The sequence below is a fragment of the Bacteroidia bacterium genome (assembly GCA_023228875.1).
Classification (GTDB): Bacteria; Bacteroidota; Bacteroidia; order NS11-12g; family UBA955; genus JALOAG01.
In genome coordinates this window covers 354,424-374,754 of record JALOAG010000001.1, presented here as the reverse complement: position 1 = coordinate 374,754, position 20,331 = coordinate 354,424, and the positions used below count along the sequence as shown (strand labels likewise).

Below are 20,331 nucleotides of genomic sequence, written 5' to 3'. Positions count from 1 at the left end.
ATGACTAAAACAGAAGAAAATAAAGAAAACACAGTCACTGGCAAATCAGTTCAATCTGAACAAACAAAAGACTCATTTAGTTTTATACTGAATAAAGAATGGGTAAACAAATCGCTTCCGGCAATTTTAGTGCTATCAACTTTAGCAATATTCTACATTTACATTGCCAACAGTCATGTGAAGAAGCTCAATGAAATTGAGAAATTGAAACAAGAAAACCAAGAGTTAAGGTCTGAACTCATTGCAATCCAAACAGATTTAATGACAAAAAGCAAACAAAGTGAAGTTGCAAACAGGGTAAGAGAGCGGGGATTAAAAGAAATGCGCAAACCTCCATTTCAATTAAAAGACGAGAAAAACAAATGAGTTTACGCAAATCCATATTGCTTCGAACACGCCTTGTGATGATTATTATGGTTGTCTTTGCGATCATTATATTAATTCAAGCGTTTGATTATGCCGTACTTAACCGCGAAGATTATGTAGAAATGAGCCAAAAACAGAGTATCAGGCTGAGAGAAGTAAAAGCAATAAGGGGAAATATTTTGAGTAATGACGGCAGGTTGTTGGCTACTTCATTACCCAAATATGATATCCGTTTTGATACAAGGGCGTCAAAAATCACCGATGAACTATTTAGAAAGGAAGTGGACTCGCTAGCTATTCTTTGTGCCATATATTTCCCTGATAAAAACTTTAAACTTTGGAAATCCTATTTAACCTCAGCAAGGAACAACAAAGAACGCTATTTACTTATCCAACGTAATGTCTCCTACGAAATAGCAAAAGAGATGGGCAATTGGCCCATTTTCAAGATGGGTAAGAACGCAGGAGGGTTTATCAAAGAAGAGCACAATGTACGCGAAATGCCATTTGGGCACTTGGCACGTAGAACTATAGGTTTTACGACCAGAGACGGACGACTGTTCGGGTTAGAATCCGCATTTGATTCTGTCTTGCGCGGGAAAAGTGGCAAACGCTATGAACAAAGAGTATCTGCACATGTCTGGCGTCCTATTGACAACAATGAATTTGAACCCGAAAATGGTTATGATATTGTTACAACCATAGACATAAACATTCAAGATGTAGCAGAAGATGCCCTCAGACGCGCCTTAGATAGTTCTAATGCACAAAGTGGATGCGCCATTTTAATTGAAGTAGAGACTGGTGCAATCAGAGCTATTGCTAACTTTAACAGACTCAAGGATGGAAGCTATTTTGAAAGTATGAACCTCGCTATTAGTGATGCTTCAGACCCGGGCTCTACTTTTAAGCTGGCTAGTATGCTCGCACTTTTAGAGGAAGGCGTTATTGACATTGACGATAGTGTGGATATCAACTACGGAAGAAAACAATTCTATGATAGGTTTATGGAGGATGCTCACAGTTCTCCTAATAAAAAAATTACGGTTAAACAAGCTTTTGAATTCTCTTCCAATGTCGGAATTGCCGGTTTAGTTGAAGAATACTTTAAAAGCAATCCTCAAAGGTTTATTGACTATTTAACAAAGCTCAACCTTAGCAAACCCATTGGAGTTGAAATATATGGTGAAGGAAATATTAGAATCAAATCTCCAATTGATAAAGATTGGAACCTCACTACCCTACCATGGACTGCGATTGGCTATGAGTCCCGTATTACGGCTCTGCAAATACTGAACATCTATAATACCATTGCCAACAATGGTAAAATGATTAAGCCATTTTTTGTATCGGAAATCAGAAAGACAGGAAAAACCCTTTGGAAACATGAGACTGAAGTACTTAACGAACGCGTTTGCTCTCAATCTACTATTGACAAATTAAAAGAACTGCTGATTGGCGTAGTGGAAGAAGGAACAGCTAGAAATTTAAGAAATTTGGATTACAAGGTTGCCGGCAAAACCGGGACAGCTCAAATATTTACAGGAAAAGGATATGACAAGTATTCTCACAAAGCCTCATTTGTGGGATATTTTCCGGCAGACAAACCAAAATATTCTTGCATTGTAGTCATCAATGAACCACGAAGAGGTGGTTATTACGGAAATGTTATAGCAGGACCGGTATTCAGAGAGATTGCAGATAAAGTGTATGCAACTCTTTTAGATATTCATCCCGAAATACAGCCTGACGCAGATGTAATCCTACCGATTGTCAAAGATGGAATTAGAGATGACATCAAGTTTGTTTTAAATACGCTTCAAATAAGTTCAAATACACGAGAAGGAGTAACGGGAAGCGAGTGGGTTCGAGCAAGCAAACAAGACAAATACATCAGTCTGAGTCCAAGACAAATTAACAAAAACATGATGCCGGATGTAAGAGGAATGGGGCTAAGGGACGGTTTGTATCTCCTTGAGTCATTAGGATTAACTGTATCTGTTGAAGGGTATGGCTGGATTAAATATCAAAGCCTGCCTCCCAATACACCAATTACACCGGGCAACAAAGTATTTATTGATTTAAAACCATGAAGCAACTCAAAACATTATTAAGCACACTTAAAGGTTTCAAGCTTTATGGAAATGAAGATGTTGAGATATCGTTTCTCACACAGAACACAAACGATGTGGCAGATGGTTGTCTGTTTTTTGCAGTGAAAGGAACAAAAATAGACGGACACAGCTTCATTGCTGATGTTATAAAAAAAGGAGCTGTTTGCATTGTGTGTGAAACATTACCTGATTCAATAGAAGAAAAGGTGAGCTATATAGTTGTTGAAGATTCACGACAAGCAATCGGATTTATAGCTTCTGCATTCTACGACAACCCAAGTGAAAAACTTACTCTAATTGGCGTTACAGGCACAAATGGCAAATCGTCAATAGCAACAATGCTTCACCAATTCTTTTCAAACCGCGGAAGCAAATGTGGGCTAATCTCAACCATTTCTTATAGAATTGGCGATCAAACATTTGAGAGTACACATACAACTCCTGATCCTATTAAACTCAATTGGCTCTTCGCCCAAATGGTTGAACAGCAATGCGAATATGCATTTATGGAAGTGAGTTCTATTGCAATCCACCAAGGTAGAATAAACGGGTTACACTTTGATGGCGCGATATTTACGAACATTACACATGACCACTTAGACTATCACGGCACTTTTGCAGAATACCTGAGATGCAAAAAACTTTGGTTTGACAATTTACCAACTGATGCTTTTGCGCTTGTCAATTTGGATGACAAAAACGGCAAAGTGATGTTACAAAACTGTAAAGCGGGCAAATTCTATTACGCGCTCTATCAACTTGCAGATTTTAAAGTAAAAGTTCTTGAAACTGACTTTGAAGGTATGTTGCTTAAAATTGGCGATGATGAAGTTTGGACAGAATTGGTTGGAGAATTTAATGCCAGCAACCTGACGGCAGTCTATGGAACAGCATTTCTATTAGGTATTGCACAACATGAAATACTCACCGGATTAAGCGCATTGCAAGGAGCAAAAGGAAGATTTGAACGATTGCGCAGCAAAAATAAAATCACAGGCATTGTGGATTATGCACACACACCAGATGCATTAAAAAACATCCTCGAAACAATTAATAAAATAAGAACCGGCAACGAAAAACTGATTACAGTGTTTGGATGCGGTGGCAATAGAGACAAATCTAAACGTCCTATTATGGGCGAATTAGCTGCAAGATTATCTACGAGGGTAATTCTGACTTCGGATAATCCCAGAGATGAAGACCCTGCACAAATAATGGAAGAAGTTGCTGCAGGCATTTCAGCTTCAGACTTTAAAAAACTCATTAAGATTTCCGACCGTGCAGAGGCAATAAAAGCGGCTGTTGCAATTGCAGCGCCCGGTGATGTCATTTTAGTTGCAGGTAAAGGTCATGAGACTTACCAAGAAATAAAGGGGATCAAAACACATTTTGACGACAGAGAAGTACTAGAAACCACATTCACAACACTTACAAATTAATCAACAATGATATACTATCTATTTGAATACTTAGATAAATTGGATGTTACAGGGGCAGGTGTATGGAAGTATATAACTTTTAGAACCTCCATGGCTGTGATACTGTCTCTATTGATTTCGCTGGTTTTTGGCAAGACCCTAATCAAAGCATTGCAAAAGCTACAAGTGGCAGAAACAATCAGAGATTTAGGTCTTGAAGGCGAAAACAGCAAAAAAGGCACTCCTACCATGGGTGGACTCATCATCATTGGAGCGATACTCATTCCAACCCTATTATTTGCCAAACTCTCCAATGTATATATCATCATCATGATTATCACAACGCTATGGCTGGGTTTTATTGGCTTTCTTGATGACTATATAAAAGTATTCAAAAAGGACAAAGGAGGTTTAGCAGGGAAATCGAAGATTATTGGACAAATTGGAATAGGCATCATCGTAGGTGCAACACTCTTTTTTAACAAAAATGTAATTACACGCAAGCACTTTACCCCTGAACAAGCAGTAAATCTGAACATGGACACAAGTGCAATGGACAAGACAATCTACAATGGTGCTTTGATGTATTATCAAAATGAAAAATCAGTAAAAACAAATATTCCCTTCTTGAAAAATCATGAATTTGATTATGCCAAAATCCTTTCGTTCCTGGGTGATGACTACCAAAAATATGGATGGATTGTATTCATATTCATGACAATATTTATTGTTACAGCAGTATCCAACGGAGCAAACATAACGGACGGGATAGATGGTTTAGCAGCAGGGACATCCGCAATCATCGGGCTGACACTGGGAGTACTGGCATATATATCGGGCAGTATTCTCTTTGCAAGCTACTTAAACATTATGTACATACCCAACTTAGGCGAACTGCTGGTATTTGCAGGAGCCTTTGTCGGAGCTTGTATTGGTTTTCTTTGGTATAATTCATTCCCTGCGCAAGTTTTCATGGGTGACACCGGTAGCCTGACATTAGGAGGAATTATCGCGGTGTTTGCAATTATGATTCGTAAGGAGTTACTTATTCCTGTTCTGTGCGGTATTTTCTTAGTAGAAAACCTGAGCGTCATGATTCAAGTTGCCTATTTCAAATACACCAAGAAGAAATATGGCGAAGGCAAAAGAATTTTCCTGATGTCTCCCATTCATCATCACTACCAAAAGAAAGGATTTCATGAATCAAAAATAGTAACTCGATTCTGGATTATTGGAATCTTACTGGCAGTATTAACAATTATAACACTAAAACTAAGATGAGCAGTTACGATATTGTCATATTGGGTGGAGGAGAAAGTGGTACCGGCTGCGCAATCTTGGCAGCACAAAAAGGGTTATCCGTGTTTCTTTCTGATTCACATCTTTTGAAGGATATATATGCTAAAGAACTTCGACAAGCTAATATCCCATTTGAACAAGGCGCACACTCTGAGGATATTATACTGAATGCAAAAAAAATCATTAAGAGTCCCGGCATTCCTGAGAAAGCAGAGATTGTAAAGAAAATAAGAGAAAAACAAATACCCATAATCTCAGAACTTGATTTTGCTCAGTCATTTAGCAAAGCAAAGGTAATTGCAATCACCGGAACTAACGGCAAAACTACAACAACTACCATGGTGTTTGAGCTATTAAAGAATGCCGGATGCAATGTAAAATTAGGCGGCAATATCGGACAGAGTTATGCAAAACAAGTAGCAGAAAAAGACCCGGATTACTTTGTATTAGAAGTAAGCAGCTTCCAATTAGATGACTCTTATGAATTCCATCCACACATTGCAATCCTCTGCAATATCACACCGGATCACCTTGATAGATATGGTTATGAATATCAGAATTACATTAATTCTAAATTCAGAATAGTACAAAACCAAACTGACAATGACTATTTCATCTACTGCGTAGATGACCCTGATACATGCAACAATCTAAACCTTATTCCGCGTGGCGTAGAGCAACTTGGATTTGGATACTATAATAAACCCCGAACAGGTGCCCGGGTAGAGAACAAAGTAATGTACCTGACCAACACAGAAAATAAAATATATCTTACTATGAATACAGACAATTTAGCCCTAAGAGGCATTCACAACACCTACAACTCAATGGCGTCAGCTCTTGTAGGCAGCATTATGAACATTAGCAAAGAAACTATTCGCGAAAGTTTAGCCAACTTCGCAAACATTGAACATCGACTGGAACACGTTGCAACCATTGGAGGCGCAGAATATATCAATGACTCCAAAGCAACCAATGTGAATTCTGTGTGGTATGCACTCGAAAGCATGCAAAAGCCTGTGATTTGGATTGTCGGTGGAGTGGACAAGGGCAATGATTACAGTTCTCTTGTGCCCCTTGTTCAAGAAAAAGTAAAACTGATTATTTGCCTTGGTGTCGATAACACAAAATTACATCAAGCTTTCAGCAAACATGTAAACTTAATGCTAAACACTACCTCTATGCAAGAAGCAGTGAGCACAGCACATCGTTTTGCGGAAAAAGGAGACACAGTATTACTTTCGCCTGCTTGTGCGTCATTTGACCTTTTTCTAAACTATCAAGATAGAGGTTGGTCATTTAAACGCAGCGTCAAGAACCTTTAAGCGCGTAAATCTGCTCTATTTATTCAATTATACTTCAACAGACTTAATCAGTTTGCAAGAGGGAAAATGAATTTAGAGCAAAAATAGTTACTATTTTTGCCCCTATTCGTATCATTGATGAGATTACATTCAACCAAAGACCAAAACACCATGAGTCCCCAAGATGCAATTGAAATATTGCAAGAAGGGAACATTCGATTCTTGCACAATCTTCAGACAGATAAAAAATTGCTCAAACAAGTCAACGATTCAAAAGATGGACAATGGCCTTTTGCAACAATTTTAAGCTGTATTGACTCAAGAACTTCAGCCGAATTAATATTTGACCAAGGGCTGGGTGACATTTTCAGTATTCGAATTGCTGGAAACGTAGTGAGTGAAGATGTGTTAGGGAGCATGGAATTTGGTTCTAAAATAGCAAATGCAAAAGTAGTGGTGGTATTAGGACACACTAATTGTGGCGGTATAAAAGGAGCTTGCGACAATATCAATCTTGGCAATCTTACCGGTTTAGTGAATAAAATTAAACCTGCTATTGAAAAAGAGAAAACAGTGCTGCAAAACCGCACTTCTGAAAATCTTGAATTTGTAAACAAAGTCTCAGCATTAAATGTATTTCATGTGATGGAAGAAATCAGAAAACAAAGTCCTGTTTTGGCAGAGTTAGAAAATGCGGGTAAAATCAAAATTTGTGGTGCGATGTATGATGTAGCAACAGGTAAAGTAAATTTTTATGAATAAGAAACTCTCAAACACAAAGAAAATACTGCTACTATTCTTAATGATGACAGGTGCCTTTAGCAGCACCAACTACGTATCTGCCCAATCTCCCGAGGTTCCTCTTCCTGAATTACCCAAAACAAGAGATAGAATAGTGTTAGGCGGTTCTACCTGGCTGACCTTAGGGAACAGTATTTATATTGAATTGTTGCCATTGGCAGGATATCGTCTTTCAAACAGATTTTCAGTGCTTGGCGGCCCAATGTATTCATATCTCCACGACTATCAAACCGACTTTACAAGTAACATTTATGGGGCAAGAGCAATGGCTCGTTTCTTTCCATTAAACAATTTATATCTGCAAGCAGAAATAGATAATATTTCTTATGGTATTCAAGGAATTTCAACCAGAAAAAACTCAACATTAACAATGGTTGGAGCCGGTTATTATCAATATGGCTCAACGTTAGAACTACTCTATATTACAAACAGACCTGCAAATGCTACATTTCTGAATCCTTTTTTAATTAGAGTGGGATTTATTTTTTACCTCTCTAATGCAAGATAGGAGCTATTGAGAATTGAAGGTTCTCTGCTGCAAATCCCAATACTTCTATTGGACAAACAAAAAAATTGCGCTTATTTAAGTTACTTTTAACGAAAAACTTAGTTTGACCGGATTTTGAAGGGGGGGTAGATAGGTTATGGGATTAGTCCTCATCCTAACACTGCACGTAAGTAAGCACACCTAACAAACTTACTTTGCCGTTAAATTGCGCTACTAAAATACACATTTGGTTTCATTTTAAGCAAGTCAACAGTTAATTAAATATTCTGTTAAAAAAGGATGACTTTCCTTTTTTATCAGCAGAGTCAGGTGTAAAACTCTGCGACTCAGCCAGTTTTTTCATCAGTGCTTCCTCTTCCTTACTAATCTTAGACGGAATAAACACATTGACTCTAATCAATTCATCACCTGTATTGTATCCATTTATATCAGGCAACCCCTTTCCTCTCAGTTTAAGAATCTTACCGCTTTGAGTACCCTGCTCAATATTAATACGGGCTTTCCCTTCAATCGTAGGAACTTCTGCTGTACAACCTAAGACTGCTTCAGGAATACTAATATGTAAGTCATACAACACATTGTTTTCTTCTCTAACTAAAAACTCATGGGGCACTTCTTCAATTGCAATAATTAGATCACCCGGATACCCTCCCGCAACTTCATTGCCCTTGCCATTAACAGACAACTGCATACCATCCATCACACCTGCGGGAATCCTAAGCGTAGTTTCTGTACTTTCATGAATAAGCCCTTGCGAGTTAGCACCTTTGGGAATTTCGCCAACAACTTGACCGGTTCCTCCACAAGTAGGACAAGTAGAACTTGTTTGCATTTGACCAAGAAACGTATTGGTTACTCTGGTTACCGAACCTCGACCATGGCAAGTTGAACACTGTTTAAAATTGAGACCAGCTGCAACAACCCATTTCTTATATTTAATTTTTTTGTCAACCCCTTTCTTAATTTCTTCAAGCGTAACTTTGAGTTTAATTCTAATATTAGAGCCGGTAACATGTCTGGTTCTGCCGCCTCTACCACCTCCTCCACCAAAGAAACTGCCAAAAGAGTCTCCGAATACATCGCCAAATTGAGAGAAAATGTCATCCATACTCATGCCATGCCCGGAAAATCCACCGGCACCTCCCACGCCTTGATGTCCAAATTGGTCATAGCGTTGTCTTTTCTCTGCATTACTAAGCACCTCATACGCTTCAGCGGCTTCTTTAAATTTAGCCTCAGCTTCTTTGTCATCAGGATTCTTGTCAGGGTGATACTTAATAGCTAGTTTGCGGTATGCTTTTTTAATTTCATCCGCACCGGCAGATTTAGAAACCCCTAATACATCATAATAATCTCTTTTTGTTGCCATTTTTCTTATGCACCAATTACAACCTTTGCAAAACGAATGATTTTGTCATTTAGACTATAACCCTCTTGAATTACATCAATTACTTTCCCTTTCATTTTTTTATTTTCTACAGGTAGTTGTGTGATTGCTTCTTGAAAATCATGGTTAAACTCCTTACCTAAAGAGTCCATCTTTTTTAAACCAATAGACTCTAACGTAGTATTAAACTTGCGATAAACTAGCTCTATACCTTCCTTTAGTCCTTCCATATTTTCATTGGAGGCTTTTAACGATCTATCAAAATCATCTAAGACAGGTAGCAAAGCCAACAAAGTGTCTTCAGATGCATTTTGAATTAATTCTAATCTTTCCTTCGCATTGCGTCTTCTAAAATTATCAAACTCGGCATAGAGTCGCAGATACTTATCTTCTTGTTCTTTAAGCTGTTCTTTGATTTTAGCTAATTCATCCTGAAGTTGCTTTTCAGAACTTTCTGCAGCAACCTCTTCAGTTTGTTCTACTACTTCTTCCTTGTGCTCTTTATGATGCTTGTCTGATTTTGTCATGATTTTATTAAATGAAATATAGCTTACACCCTATCAAAGTTATTGCCATGCATGTATTGCTGACAATATGACACGCAAGCAAGTGTTTCACTTAGTCTATCCTTTCGATTTTGGCACCGATTGCATTCAATCTTGTATCTATAAACTGATACCCTCTGTCAATCTGTTCTATATTTTTAATATAACTTACACCATCAGCAGCCATTGCAGCAATTAATAAAGCAACACCGGCTCTAATATCGGGCGAAGTCATTGTAATGCCTCTTAACTTTACTCTTCTATCTAAGCCCATTACGGTGGCTCTATGTGGATCACAAAGAATGATTTGAGCCCCCATATCAATTAGATTATCTACAAAAAACAACCTGCTTTCAAACATTTTTTGGTGAATCAACACATTACCTTTAGCCTGAATTGCCGTAACAAGCGCAATTGAAATTAAGTCAGGTGTAAATCCGGGCCATATTGCATCAGCAATGGTCAAGATTGAGCCATCAATAAAAGTGTCAATCTCATAATGCTTCTGTCTTGGAATAAAAATATCATCACCTCTAAACTCCATTTTTACGCCCAGCCTCTTAAATGTATCAGGTATAATTCCCAACTGGTCAATTCTACAATTTTTGATGGTAATTTCAGATTCAGTCATTGCAGCCAAACCAATGAAACTACCAATTTCAATCATATCAGGTAAAATCTTATGTTTTGCGCCACTGAGCTTTTCTACTCCTTGTATGATTAATTTGTTGGAACCGATGCCGGAAATCTTACCTCCCATATTGTTAATAAGCAAACAAAGTTGTTGAATATAGGGTTCGCATGCCGCATTATAAATAGTTGTTTCTCCTTTTGCAAGAGCTGCTGCCATCACAATGTTGGCAGTACCGGTAACAGAGGCTTCATCCAAATGCAGATAAGTGCCCTTGAGCCTGCCTTTAGATGTTATTTTATAGAAATTATTCTCTTTGTCATATTCAAATTTACCTCCTAACCCTTGAAGCCCGACAAAATGTGTATCTAATCTACGTCTGCCGATTTTATCACCTCCGGGAGAAGGAATATAACCTTTGCCATACCTTCCTAACAAAGGACCTACTATCATGATGGAACCTCTCAAAGCAGCACCCAGTTTTTTGAATTCCTGACTTGACAGAAAATCAATGTCAACCTTATCTGCTTTGAATGAGTATTTGTGTGTTGAAATTTGTTTCACTTTGACACCCAACAATTCCAACAATTCAATCAACTTAATCACATCTCGAATCTGTGGAATATTATCAATTATAACTTCTTCTTTGGTCAGTAAAACAGCACAAAGAATTTGCAAAGCTTCATTCTTAGCCCCTTGAGGTTGAATTTCTCCCTTTAACTTCTTTCCTCCTGTTATTTTAAATATTCCCATTATCTATATCGACTTCTGTTGCGTTTGTTTTTATTCTTTTTCGAAAATCCTCTGTTCTGATTCGGTTTAAATCCATTATTTCTCTTTACAAATGAATTATCGGTTCTTATTTCAAGTGTATCAAAGTCTGTATCGATCTTCCCTCCTGACATTGTTTTCAAATGGTTTGTAATCATTTCATTTGTCAAATCTTCATTATTCCAATTTCGCGAGGAATTTTTCATAAAGGATGCTAAAATACCTAAGAAATCTCTTTGTATTGCTGCGTCTTGTACTTCTGCTGCTTTTGCAACCATGTATTGCAAATTTCGCCCATAGAACCTAAATCTAATAGGCATAGTGGGGTAAGAAATGGGGTCCGGGTGCATTGAATAACTCTCCTGGCTTGGAGCAGGGAAAGGACTATCTACATCAAGTTTATAATTAGAAATAATATGCAAATGATCCCATAATTTATGCTTGTAATCTTCTTGGTCTTTTACTTGTGGATTTAGATTTTCCATTACCAGTATTAGCCCGTTTGCCATTCTAGTTCGTTTAGACCTATCCGGTTCATTGCATATTAAATCAACATAATCATGCACAATACGACCATACTCAGAGATAGTCATATTTTTAAGTTCCGTATTATATACTAAAGATTTATCTCTTTCCATTCAATGTTAAATAAAAAAGCCTCAAGGGAATTTTGAGGCTTTCGTTTTGTTTCTTTTTAAAGGGACTCAAACTCCAACTCGATTTCTTTGCCTGAGTCGGGGTCTTTACCTGTAAGTTTCATTTTAGAGTTTCTTAATTCTTTAATGTCATATACCGGAATGTCACTCTCGTCTTTGAATGACAATTCATACTTCATTTGCACAGACTTAAGATTATTCACAAACGTCCAATGACCTGAACCTTGATAAACAAATGGTGTTTTTTCAGCACCTATTTCTTTTGATGCATCTTCATAGATTGAATTCATTCCGGTTCTATCTAAGATTTTACCATCTTTATCCCTATAATTAAAACCAAATCCACCATCACGTAATACTTCAAAAGTTATCATAAAGTTTGTTCTATTGTACTGATCGGTAATCTCAGTTCCATCAAGTGTAACCTTTGTGAATTTCCATACATTGGTAAATCTATCAGCTTTATGTCTTAGCGACATGAAGGGTCCATCCTCATACTTACAACCTGAAAAGGTAACTGACATGACAATTACAGAAAGGATTAGGTAAAAAATACTCTTTTTCATTGTGTTTATTTTTTGCGTGGCAAATATAATTCTTTTATTAATGTATATTATTTAATTGTATATTTCTTATTTGGAGGTCTTCGCATTTGCTCCTTTAGAGAACGCTTCCATATCAAGAAGCAAAGAAAATCGTAACTGGTTCTGCAACGGATGAGAACGTTGAAATGGAGCCAAATAAGCAGCATCGATTCCAATCACATTATATCGCAAACCCATTCCAAATGAAATGTATTTTCTCTGTCCTTTTGTATTTGCTTCATGAAAATATCCCATTCGTAATGCAAAAGTCTTTGCATACCAATACTCTGCACCTAAGCTGATAGTAATCTCATTTAATTCCTCTTTAAATCCACCGGGTGCATCAAAAAATGATTGAAAAGCGCCTTGCAAAACTGGCACTCTCGGATCTCTTCCTATGATTGAATCCGGATTAGTGGGGCTTCTGTAATTTGGGGTCGGCACTAACAATTTATTAAAATCACAAGTTGCCATAAATGAGTTAAACTCGTCAATATTAAATGTCCATGCTGTACCAAGTCTTAAATTCATTGGGATAAAGTCAGCTTCTTGTGCATTGGTATAAGTAATTTTGGAACCCAAGTTAGTAATTGCTACCCCAAAAGCGTATTCTGTCGGTGTTTTGGATTTTTTAAGTTTATCTTTATAATACCAAGAAACATCACCGGAGCCGGCAATTCCAGGGCTTGCAGATGTTCCACTTCCGGTTCTTGTACCTACTAAATTTGAATATATAAACCTCAGCGTTACCGCCAATGACATTTTATCTGACAATTTTGTGGCATAGAAACCATCAATAGCAAACTCATTGGGTTCAAAACTACCCATTGGATTACCCGTAATATCTGTAAAATTAATATTACCTAAGGAAAAGTATCTGAAAGAGCCTCCAACAGTACTATTTTGATTAATCCTCGAAAAACCTGATAAGTATGAAAGTTGCACGTCAGGAACTATATGTCTAAGCCAAGGAGCATAGGATATACCAAAACCAATAGGTTTTTCAACAAAAGCCAATTTCGATGCGTTCCAATGGATTGAATTCGCGTCAGGACTGATTGCAACGCCTGCATCTCCCATTGCACCTGAACGGCTATCGGGTGTAATAGTTAAGAAAGGTACTGCGGTTGTGATTACGTTTTGTTGACCGGCTAATTGATTTTTGGTTACTTGTCCATGAACAATTGAATTACAAAGAGTAAACGTAAATAGAACTATGAAACCTATACTATTCTTTTTATTGATTAACATTCGTTTCTGATAAATATTAAATATTGAGGGGGCAAATTTATTTAAAATAATTTCAAAGTCAGATTTAATTTAGCAGCATTAACTTTTCAAATTTCTCAACCCATTTTCCATCTCCTGATTTTACTCGAAGCCTATAAATATAAACACCCTTAGCGAGTTTATCTCCATACTCATCTCTGGCATCCCAATCAAATATTTGGATATGCGACTCAGCACCGATTATTTCAGAATAGAAATTCTTAACTACCCTACCACTAATGGTCATTATTTGAATTTGAACAGTTAAATCTTGTCCCGGCTTGTTATGGTCAAAATGGAAATTTGTGTGTGTGCTAAAAGGATTAGGATAATTCAAAATATTGCTCAACACTATGTCCTCATCTTTGTCAACAATAAATTCAAGTGTGGCTTCTGCAGAGTTATTATAAACATCCCAAGCTTTCAGAGTGATTGTGTGCTTACCGGCAGGTAGATTTGCCAAATGATACTTCAATTCTCCTTCTTGATAGCTATCAACTTTAGTCTGAAAAAATTCGTTGAGCACAATACTTCTTTCTTGCTGGGTTCCTTTGTCTAAAGTTGCAATAATCTCCCTGCCAATACCGGAACCGGCTGTATTGATGCCATTTTCATCATATAGAGTTGCCAAAAACACAGGATTTGCAGTAGTCATCCCTCCATTTACAAAACTAAAATCATTCATAAAGAGCGAAATTGACGGTCCTTTGTTATCAGTTCCAGCAGAATCCGCAGATCCTCCTACTATGATTCTATTTTCATATCCGGCAGCATCTATCTGCTGATTTTCGGCATAGATTGATATTCTTGAGCTATCAAATCTATAGTTGATGTCTTTTGGAACAATAAATGAAAAAGTAAATTCTCCATTCGTTGCCTGCACTCTTCCTCTATATATAATGTTATTCTGAATCTGGTAATCAAGTTGTTTTGCGTTGGCATCGTTTGCACGTGTTTGCGCAGTCGCAGGCTTGTCCAAAACAGTCGGATATACAATACCGTTAAAATCTGTTTTTGTAGTACTATCGTCATTTATGACACGTCCTTTTAAGGTAATTTTTGACAACGCCTTCAATGTATCTACATTGCCATTAGTAAGAGAAACACCATTCAACGAATCAAGCATGATACGGTATCTAGGGATTGCTAATCTCAATGCCGGATCTCCAAGAAATGTAAAAAATCGGTCGCCACTTCCCGGGCTTGGGCGATTCTTGGTTGCCTTATAAATGAAACCCATGGGTGTGAAACCTTGGTCATCAACTGCATAAAAAGAATTGTCATACAAGTAGTTTTGGATTGCAATATTGGTAGAAACTAATACCAATCGGGTAGTAGTGAGCAAGCCTATTGCACCTCCATAAGGATTTAACAAGGTGTTTTCACCTCCTGAAACCATGGCAGGGTCATCATAGCGAGAAAACTCACAAGTTGCGGTTACAAAAAGAGGCAATTTGTTGATATTCCGCCAAGCGTTAATTTGAGGAATAACAAGTACTCTTTCCGATGCTAAGCCGAATGTTCCTCCATGTCCGTTATACGACCAAAGCAATGTTCCTTTTTCAATATTGTTGTTTATACTCTCAACAGCATCAGGATAACGTTCCCCTCCGCCCATTGACTTTTGAGGATATGCATCCAAATAGATTTTATTAAACAATCCGAATGGAAACTTCTCTTCCACTACTTCAGTATATCGTTCATTATCCAACACAAATCCCTTCTCCCAATCACTATCCATATCATCAGCTAAAAAAGTAAAGCTTGTTCTCCAATTACCAAACGAGGTCTTATTGTTATAATTTACAAGCTTATTCACTACAGCATCAGCTTCACTAATTGAATTCACTACAAGTCGTCCTACAGCCAAATCCAACATTCCAATATTTGAAATCCCATCCATATTCCCTTCACTGTCATCCATTAATGCAAAATAATCATCAGAACAATAAGACACTCCCGGATTGTGAGAATCAACTGATTCAAAAGTGGGTACTCTATTGGTATTATTCTCTGTAATATCAAGGAAATCATAACTTGCATCCCCAAACAGCAATAAATATTTAGGTCTCTTAGCAGGTGTGGAAGCCTCGTCCCACAACATTTTCATAAAATCTCTGATAGCCGTTACATCTTGAATTCCGTGTGAAAACTCATTATAAACTTCTCTTGTTGTAACAACTTGAACATTCAAGCTCGTGTTATCTCTATGAAATTGTGCCAAACGCTCAGCAGCACTTTTAAAATCCGGATGTGTAACAATGATATAATCAACATCTCGAACACCATGAATATTTTGATTGAAAACCTTTGAACTACCTTTAGGAATCAAGTATGAAGTGGTGCTAATATACTTGCGCAAAGTAGTTTTTGTATTTGCAACAAATTGATGTTTATTATTGGAAAAGTCTGTTTGCTGTATTTGCATATCAAATGGGTCTGAAACATCCCAAATGACAATATTTTCTGTACCTTGCAACTCAAATCTGGTTTTATTCACTTGGGTAGAAGCTAAATTCGCAAACACGGTTTGACCACCCGATTGTACTAATTTTCTTTTGACATGAAACTCCACATAATCACACCAACCTTCGCTGCTTGACAGTGGCTTATTGTATGTTACAGTGAGGTTTAATGTATTACCGGAAACTGATGCAAAATTTAGCACACTCTGAGTAGGTGTTACAATTACAGGGCTTTCATAATCCAATGTACCTAATGCTCCAATAGAAATTTGTTCATTTACTCCATTTAAGTTTAGTTTAAATAAAGATGGTGTTAATGAGCGTGCAACCATAATTGTTTTAATTTTAACTGCGCTTCCTGCAACTCTATTGGGAAAATCATGTGAAAACGTATAAGAAAGCACCCTGTCAAAATGCTCGCCATACCATATTTTGCCGGATTTAATTAAGTTCGTCTGGTCGGTTTCGCTTCGAAAAACATCATCAAACTCAGACACATCCAAATCTGAATTATCTGCATTATTAGATAACTTGCTTGCCACCCTTTTACCTGCAACTCCTCCATATGTAATAAAATACACGGTCTCTTTTGCATAGAAATTTTTGCTATACTTATAATCATTCGCAACCGAGTCAAAGACAAATTTACTAGGGGCATTACCATAGAAAAGCACATAATCATCAGCATCAAATTTACCATCTTGTTCACCTTTGACATAGATAGCATTCTCAACCAAGTCTTTGGGTCTATCAACTGAATTCTTTTCCGGCAAGATATTTCCATGTCCACTATAGATTTTAATAGTTCTAGGGTCTAACCCTGACAGCTCAACTCCAAGTCCTTTCAGAAAATCAACATCCATTTTGTAAATCCCTTCTTGTGCAACAGTCACTCTAAACCATGTTCCGGTTGCCAACACACTTGTATTGGTCCACCCGGATCTTCGACCAGGGCGAACGATTGGCGTAGTCGGCAGCGATACTTTTCGCAGCGTTATATTGATTGTAAAACTTTCCAACTTTTCAATTGTTGAACCAGTTTTTCTCAATGTTCTAAATCGAATAAACAAATACGGATTTCCTGATTCATATTGTGTAACAGCTTGTATAGTATCAGCCTCATCAACCACGTTTTTCGACATTTCATTATATATTCCACCATTAAGATTTACAGCAGTATAGATTTTATCTGAGATTATGGCTTCAAAATTCTCATGCGAATAACCTTTAAATCTTTCGCCATAATAAGATATATAACGATCTTGACCATCAAAACTCAAATCACATTGTTCGCAAAACGGAATGGATTCGTTATTTACATTAACATAGGATTTCCAACTTAAGACCCTTTTCTGTTCTTGCGCATGCAGTATGCTAAAACAAAATACAATTATCAATAGAAGAAAACACCCTCTCTTACTTAGGAAACTCATTCAACCGATTTTAGTTTTCAAATAAACGTATAATCTGAGTAATTAGTACACAATATCGACAAACAAATACCGTTACATCAATTATCGCAGAATATTTGACAAAGCCCCTATCTATTGTTATTTAATTCTCTTATCTTTGCCACCCATAATTAATTATGAAGAGACATTTACTTACATTTGGACTCATACTATTCCTCAACGGATATATTTTTGGTCAAGACCCTGAATTAACACAGTTTTACGCTGCGCCTGTTTATACGAACCCTGCAATGGCAGGAAATGCTTTTTGTGCAAACAACGCTGCCGGACGATTCTCAATTAACTATCGTAACCAATGGCCCGGACTACCCGGTACATATAGAACCATGGTAGCTTCATTTGACCAACACGTTGACGAAATTAATGGAGGATTGGGATTTATGGCACTCTATGACAGAGCCGGTGCAGGCAGATTAACTACTGTATCCTTAAGCGCAATTTATGCTTATGTATTACCGCTGAATGAACGTAGAGGATACTATCTACGAGCCGGAATTCAAGGAACATTTACTCAAAAAAGTATTGACTGGGACAACTTAAAATGGGCAGATCAAATTGACCCTATTAGAGGATTTATATACCAAACACAAGAGAAACACTCTGTAGATCGCGTAAACTATCCAAATTTTGCAGCAGGCTTAATTGGTTATTCAAGTAAGTTTTATGCAGGACTGGCTGTTCATAATATCACAGAACCTAAGGAATCTTTCTATGATAATGACGCGGCAAACACAAAAGTGCCAAGACGACTCACTTTCCATTCAGGAGCTGTACTGCCGCTTGATAAACGCAAAAATGCACAAAGCACTTTTTCTCCCAATATTCTATTTATGAACCAAGAAACATTCACACAATTAAATCTTGGTTTTTATATAAACAGAGGACCCCTTGTTACCGGATTGTGGTTCCGCCAAGCTTTTGGACATTACAAAACTTCTGATGCATTGATGATTCTATTTGGGTTTAGAAAAGATCGATTTAAATTTGCATACAGTGCAGACATTACGGTTTCATCAGCTCGTAGTGCAGTAAGAAGTTCACATGAAATTACAGCGACTATTGAGTGGTGTATTCCTAAGATTCCCACAAGATTCAAACCAATGAGATGTCCTGAATTTTAACTTTTTCACTTTTTTTTAACACAAAAAACAATATTTTTGCCCCCTTAACAGTTATTAACAGACTATCAAAAATAGCATGAAAACAAAATTTATTTCTGCACTGATTCTTTTTTCCTCAATTGCATTACTTGCCTCATGTAGCAAAAAGCGTTCTGCTACAACAGGTTGGGGTTACAACGACCCTCGTTGGGGAGGTTTTGAAGACCATGACTATCCTGGTCAAGAAACCGGACCCGGTCTTGTACTAGTTGAAGGTGGAACTTTTCTAATGGGTACTAAAGAACAAGACGTAGAATGGAAATATGACAATCTTGAGCGCAGAGTTACTGTTCAATCATTCTACATGGATGAAACTGAGGTTAGTAACAAACAATACAGAGAATACCTCTACTGGTTATTACGCGTTTTCCCTGACTACGATGTTTACAAAAAGGCATTACCTGACACATTAGTTTGGAGAAGCAAATTAGCATTCAACGAACCTTATGTTGAATTGTATTTACGTCACCCTGCATACAAAGATTATCCTGTTGTAGGTGTAAACTGGCTGCAAGCAACTGATTTTGCAGCATGGAGAACAGATAGGGTGAACACAATGATTTTAGACAGAGAAGGTATTATGATTTATGACCCGGTTCAAGAGTTAGAAGAAAACAACTTTAACACTGCTGCTTACCTATCAGGGGTATATGATATTCCTAAATTAGGTAAAAAGAAATATCAACCAAGAGATTATAAGATGAAGAAAAAGGCTACCCGTAGAGTTATGGTTGAAGATGGTATCTTATTACCTGAATACAGACTTCCAACTGAAGCAGAATGGGAATTTGCTGCAAAAGCCTTGATTGGAAACTCAGAACACGAAAATGTTGAACAAGACAAAATTTACCCTTGGAATGATTTAACTGTCAGATGGGCAAGAGGTTCTAGAGAAAGAGAAAGAGGCATGATGCTTGCAAACTTCAAACGCGGTCGTGGAGACCAAGGTGGTATTGCCAGCCAACTCAATGATGCCGGTTTTATCCCTACACCTGTTTATTCATATTGGCCTAATGACTATGGCCTGTATAACATGGCAGGTAACGTTTCTGAATGGGTAATGGATGTTTACAGACCTTTAAACTGGGAGGATGTGGATGACTTTAATCCATTTAGAGGAAATGTTTTCAAAACTGTTCTTCTTGATGAATATGGTGATCCGGAAGAGAAAGATTCTCTAGGTCGTTTGCAATATAGATTGGTTTCTATTGAAGAAAACACAAAAAGAAGAAACTACAAAAAGGCAGATAATATTGGATACAAAGATGAAGAGACATATATGGGAGGCGATCAACTCTATGAATATGGAACAACTTCATTGGTTAATAACAAAGCCAGAATTTTCAAAGGTGGTTCTTGGAATGACAGAGCATATTGGATGGCACCCGGAACGCGCAGATTTCTTGATGAAGAACTTGCACTCCCTACCTTAGGATTTAGATGTGCAATGATTCGCGTAGGATCCCCTGTTGGTAACAATCCAAAGGCTAACAAAAGATTGCCTTCAACCGGTTCAAAGAAAAGACGTTAAAAACAATCTTTATAAACATTAAAAAAGCAGGATTTAAATCCTGTTTTTTT

16 protein-coding genes are annotated in these 20,331 nt (G+C 37.3%); 9 read left to right on the top strand and 7 right to left on the bottom strand.

Annotated elements, in window-relative coordinates:
* From M0R38_01790 to M0R38_01760, 7 genes are all read left to right on the top strand, one after another.
* Positions 1 to 366 (top strand): FtsL-like putative cell division protein, encoded by a 366-nt coding sequence (locus M0R38_01790; protein ID MCK9480479.1) that lies wholly within the window; start codon positions 1 to 3, stop codon positions 364 to 366.
* Entirely contained in the window at positions 363 to 2,459 is a 2,097-nt protein-coding gene (locus tag M0R38_01785; protein MCK9480478.1) for a transpeptidase family protein, read from the top strand. The genes M0R38_01790 and M0R38_01785 overlap by 4 nt, the downstream gene beginning before the upstream one ends.
* A complete protein-coding gene (locus tag M0R38_01780; protein ID MCK9480477.1) occupies positions 2,456 to 3,919 on the top strand; it encodes a UDP-N-acetylmuramoyl-L-alanyl-D-glutamate--2,6-diaminopimelate ligase in 1,464 nt (487 codons plus the stop codon). Before M0R38_01785 ends, M0R38_01780 begins: the two co-directional genes overlap by 4 nt.
* A 6-nt stretch (positions 3,920 to 3,925) precedes the next feature.
* On the top strand, positions 3,926 to 5,179 hold the full coding sequence (gene mraY / locus M0R38_01775; GenBank protein ID MCK9480476.1) for a phospho-N-acetylmuramoyl-pentapeptide-transferase: 1,254 nt from the start codon (positions 3,926 to 3,928) through the stop codon (positions 5,177 to 5,179).
* On the top strand, positions 5,176 to 6,522 hold the full coding sequence (murD, locus tag M0R38_01770) for a UDP-N-acetylmuramoyl-L-alanine--D-glutamate ligase (protein MCK9480475.1): 1,347 nt from the start codon (positions 5,176 to 5,178) through the stop codon (positions 6,520 to 6,522). The genes mraY and murD overlap by 4 nt, the downstream gene beginning before the upstream one ends.
* Before the next feature lie 117 nt (positions 6,523 to 6,639).
* Positions 6,640 to 7,263, top strand: coding sequence for a carbonic anhydrase family protein (locus M0R38_01765; protein MCK9480474.1), 624 nt, complete (start codon positions 6,640 to 6,642; stop codon positions 7,261 to 7,263).
* A complete protein-coding gene (locus M0R38_01760) occupies positions 7,256 to 7,810 on the top strand; it encodes a hypothetical protein (protein ID MCK9480473.1) in 555 nt (184 codons plus the stop codon). The genes M0R38_01765 and M0R38_01760 overlap by 8 nt, the downstream gene beginning before the upstream one ends.
* A 253-nt stretch (positions 7,811 to 8,063) precedes the next feature.
* Here M0R38_01760 and dnaJ read toward each other — a convergent pair whose 3' ends face one another.
* The 7 genes from dnaJ to porU all read right to left on the bottom strand — a co-directional run bounded on the left by dnaJ (position 8,064) and on the right by porU (position 17,551).
* Entirely contained in the window at positions 8,064 to 9,179 is a 1,116-nt protein-coding gene (dnaJ, locus tag M0R38_01755; GenBank protein ID MCK9480472.1) for a molecular chaperone DnaJ, read from the bottom strand.
* Between the two features lie 5 nt (positions 9,180 to 9,184).
* Positions 9,185 to 9,724 (bottom strand): nucleotide exchange factor GrpE, encoded by a 540-nt coding sequence (locus M0R38_01750; protein ID MCK9480471.1) that lies wholly within the window; start codon positions 9,722 to 9,724, stop codon positions 9,185 to 9,187.
* A 91-nt stretch (positions 9,725 to 9,815) separates the two neighbouring features.
* Positions 9,816 to 11,126: a UDP-N-acetylglucosamine 1-carboxyvinyltransferase gene (gene murA, locus M0R38_01745; protein ID MCK9480470.1), complete on the bottom strand. Its 1,311-nt coding sequence runs from the start codon at positions 11,124 to 11,126 to the stop codon at positions 9,816 to 9,818.
* Complete coding sequence (locus M0R38_01740) at positions 11,126 to 11,782, bottom strand: DUF4290 domain-containing protein (GenBank protein MCK9480469.1); 657 nt, start codon at positions 11,780 to 11,782, stop codon at positions 11,126 to 11,128. Before M0R38_01740 ends, murA begins: the two co-directional genes overlap by 1 nt.
* A 56-nt stretch (positions 11,783 to 11,838) precedes the next feature.
* Positions 11,839 to 12,366, bottom strand: coding sequence for a hypothetical protein (locus tag M0R38_01735; GenBank protein MCK9480468.1), 528 nt, complete (start codon positions 12,364 to 12,366; stop codon positions 11,839 to 11,841).
* Positions 12,367 to 12,432: 66 nt separating this feature from the next.
* A complete protein-coding gene (gene porV / locus M0R38_01730) occupies positions 12,433 to 13,635 on the bottom strand; it encodes a type IX secretion system outer membrane channel protein PorV (protein ID MCK9480467.1) in 1,203 nt (400 codons plus the stop codon).
* A gap of 64 nt (positions 13,636 to 13,699) precedes the next feature.
* Positions 13,700 to 17,551 carry a type IX secretion system sortase PorU gene (gene porU / locus M0R38_01725; GenBank protein ID MCK9480466.1) on the bottom strand — a complete coding sequence of 1,284 codons (3,852 nt, stop codon included), beginning with the start codon at positions 17,549 to 17,551 and terminating at the stop codon, positions 13,700 to 13,702.
* A gap of 155 nt (positions 17,552 to 17,706) precedes the next feature.
* Between porU and M0R38_01720 the strand changes: the two genes are divergently transcribed.
* Both M0R38_01720 and M0R38_01715 read left to right on the top strand, forming a co-directional pair.
* Positions 17,707 to 18,711 (top strand): PorP/SprF family type IX secretion system membrane protein, encoded by a 1,005-nt coding sequence (locus tag M0R38_01720; GenBank protein MCK9480465.1) that lies wholly within the window; start codon positions 17,707 to 17,709, stop codon positions 18,709 to 18,711.
* A gap of 76 nt (positions 18,712 to 18,787) precedes the next feature.
* Positions 18,788 to 20,281, top strand: coding sequence for an SUMF1/EgtB/PvdO family nonheme iron enzyme (locus M0R38_01715; protein MCK9480464.1), 1,494 nt, complete (start codon positions 18,788 to 18,790; stop codon positions 20,279 to 20,281).
* The last annotated feature ends 50 nt before the right edge of the window (positions 20,282 to 20,331 follow it).

Bases quoted from the DNA above. Each gene is read 5' to 3' on its own strand.
- M0R38_01790 (MCK9480479.1), top strand. From the start codon at position 1: ATGACTAAAACAGAAGAAAATAAAGAAAACACAGTCACTGGCAAATCA.
- M0R38_01785 (MCK9480478.1), top strand. From the start codon at position 363: ATGAGTTTACGCAAATCCATATTGCTTCGAACACGCCTTGTGATGATT.
- M0R38_01780 (MCK9480477.1), top strand. From the start codon at position 2,456: ATGAAGCAACTCAAAACATTATTAAGCACACTTAAAGGTTTCAAGCTT.
- mraY (MCK9480476.1), top strand. From the start codon at position 3,926: ATGATATACTATCTATTTGAATACTTAGATAAATTGGATGTTACAGGG.
- murD (MCK9480475.1), top strand. From the start codon at position 5,176: ATGAGCAGTTACGATATTGTCATATTGGGTGGAGGAGAAAGTGGTACC.
- M0R38_01765 (MCK9480474.1), top strand. From the start codon at position 6,640: ATGAGATTACATTCAACCAAAGACCAAAACACCATGAGTCCCCAAGAT.
- M0R38_01760 (MCK9480473.1), top strand. From the start codon at position 7,256: ATGAATAAGAAACTCTCAAACACAAAGAAAATACTGCTACTATTCTTA.
- dnaJ (MCK9480472.1), bottom strand. From the start codon at position 9,179: ATGGCAACAAAAAGAGATTATTATGATGTATTAGGGGTTTCTAAATCT.
- M0R38_01750 (MCK9480471.1), bottom strand. From the start codon at position 9,724: ATGACAAAATCAGACAAGCATCATAAAGAGCACAAGGAAGAAGTAGTA.
- murA (MCK9480470.1), bottom strand. From the start codon at position 11,126: ATGGGAATATTTAAAATAACAGGAGGAAAGAAGTTAAAGGGAGAAATT.
- M0R38_01740 (MCK9480469.1), bottom strand. From the start codon at position 11,782: ATGGAAAGAGATAAATCTTTAGTATATAATACGGAACTTAAAAATATG.
- M0R38_01735 (MCK9480468.1), bottom strand. From the start codon at position 12,366: ATGAAAAAGAGTATTTTTTACCTAATCCTTTCTGTAATTGTCATGTCA.
- porV (MCK9480467.1), bottom strand. From the start codon at position 13,635: ATGTTAATCAATAAAAAGAATAGTATAGGTTTCATAGTTCTATTTACG.
- porU (MCK9480466.1), bottom strand. From the start codon at position 17,551: ATGAGTTTCCTAAGTAAGAGAGGGTGTTTTCTTCTATTGATAATTGTA.
- M0R38_01720 (MCK9480465.1), top strand. From the start codon at position 17,707: ATGAAGAGACATTTACTTACATTTGGACTCATACTATTCCTCAACGGA.
- M0R38_01715 (MCK9480464.1), top strand. From the start codon at position 18,788: ATGAAAACAAAATTTATTTCTGCACTGATTCTTTTTTCCTCAATTGCA.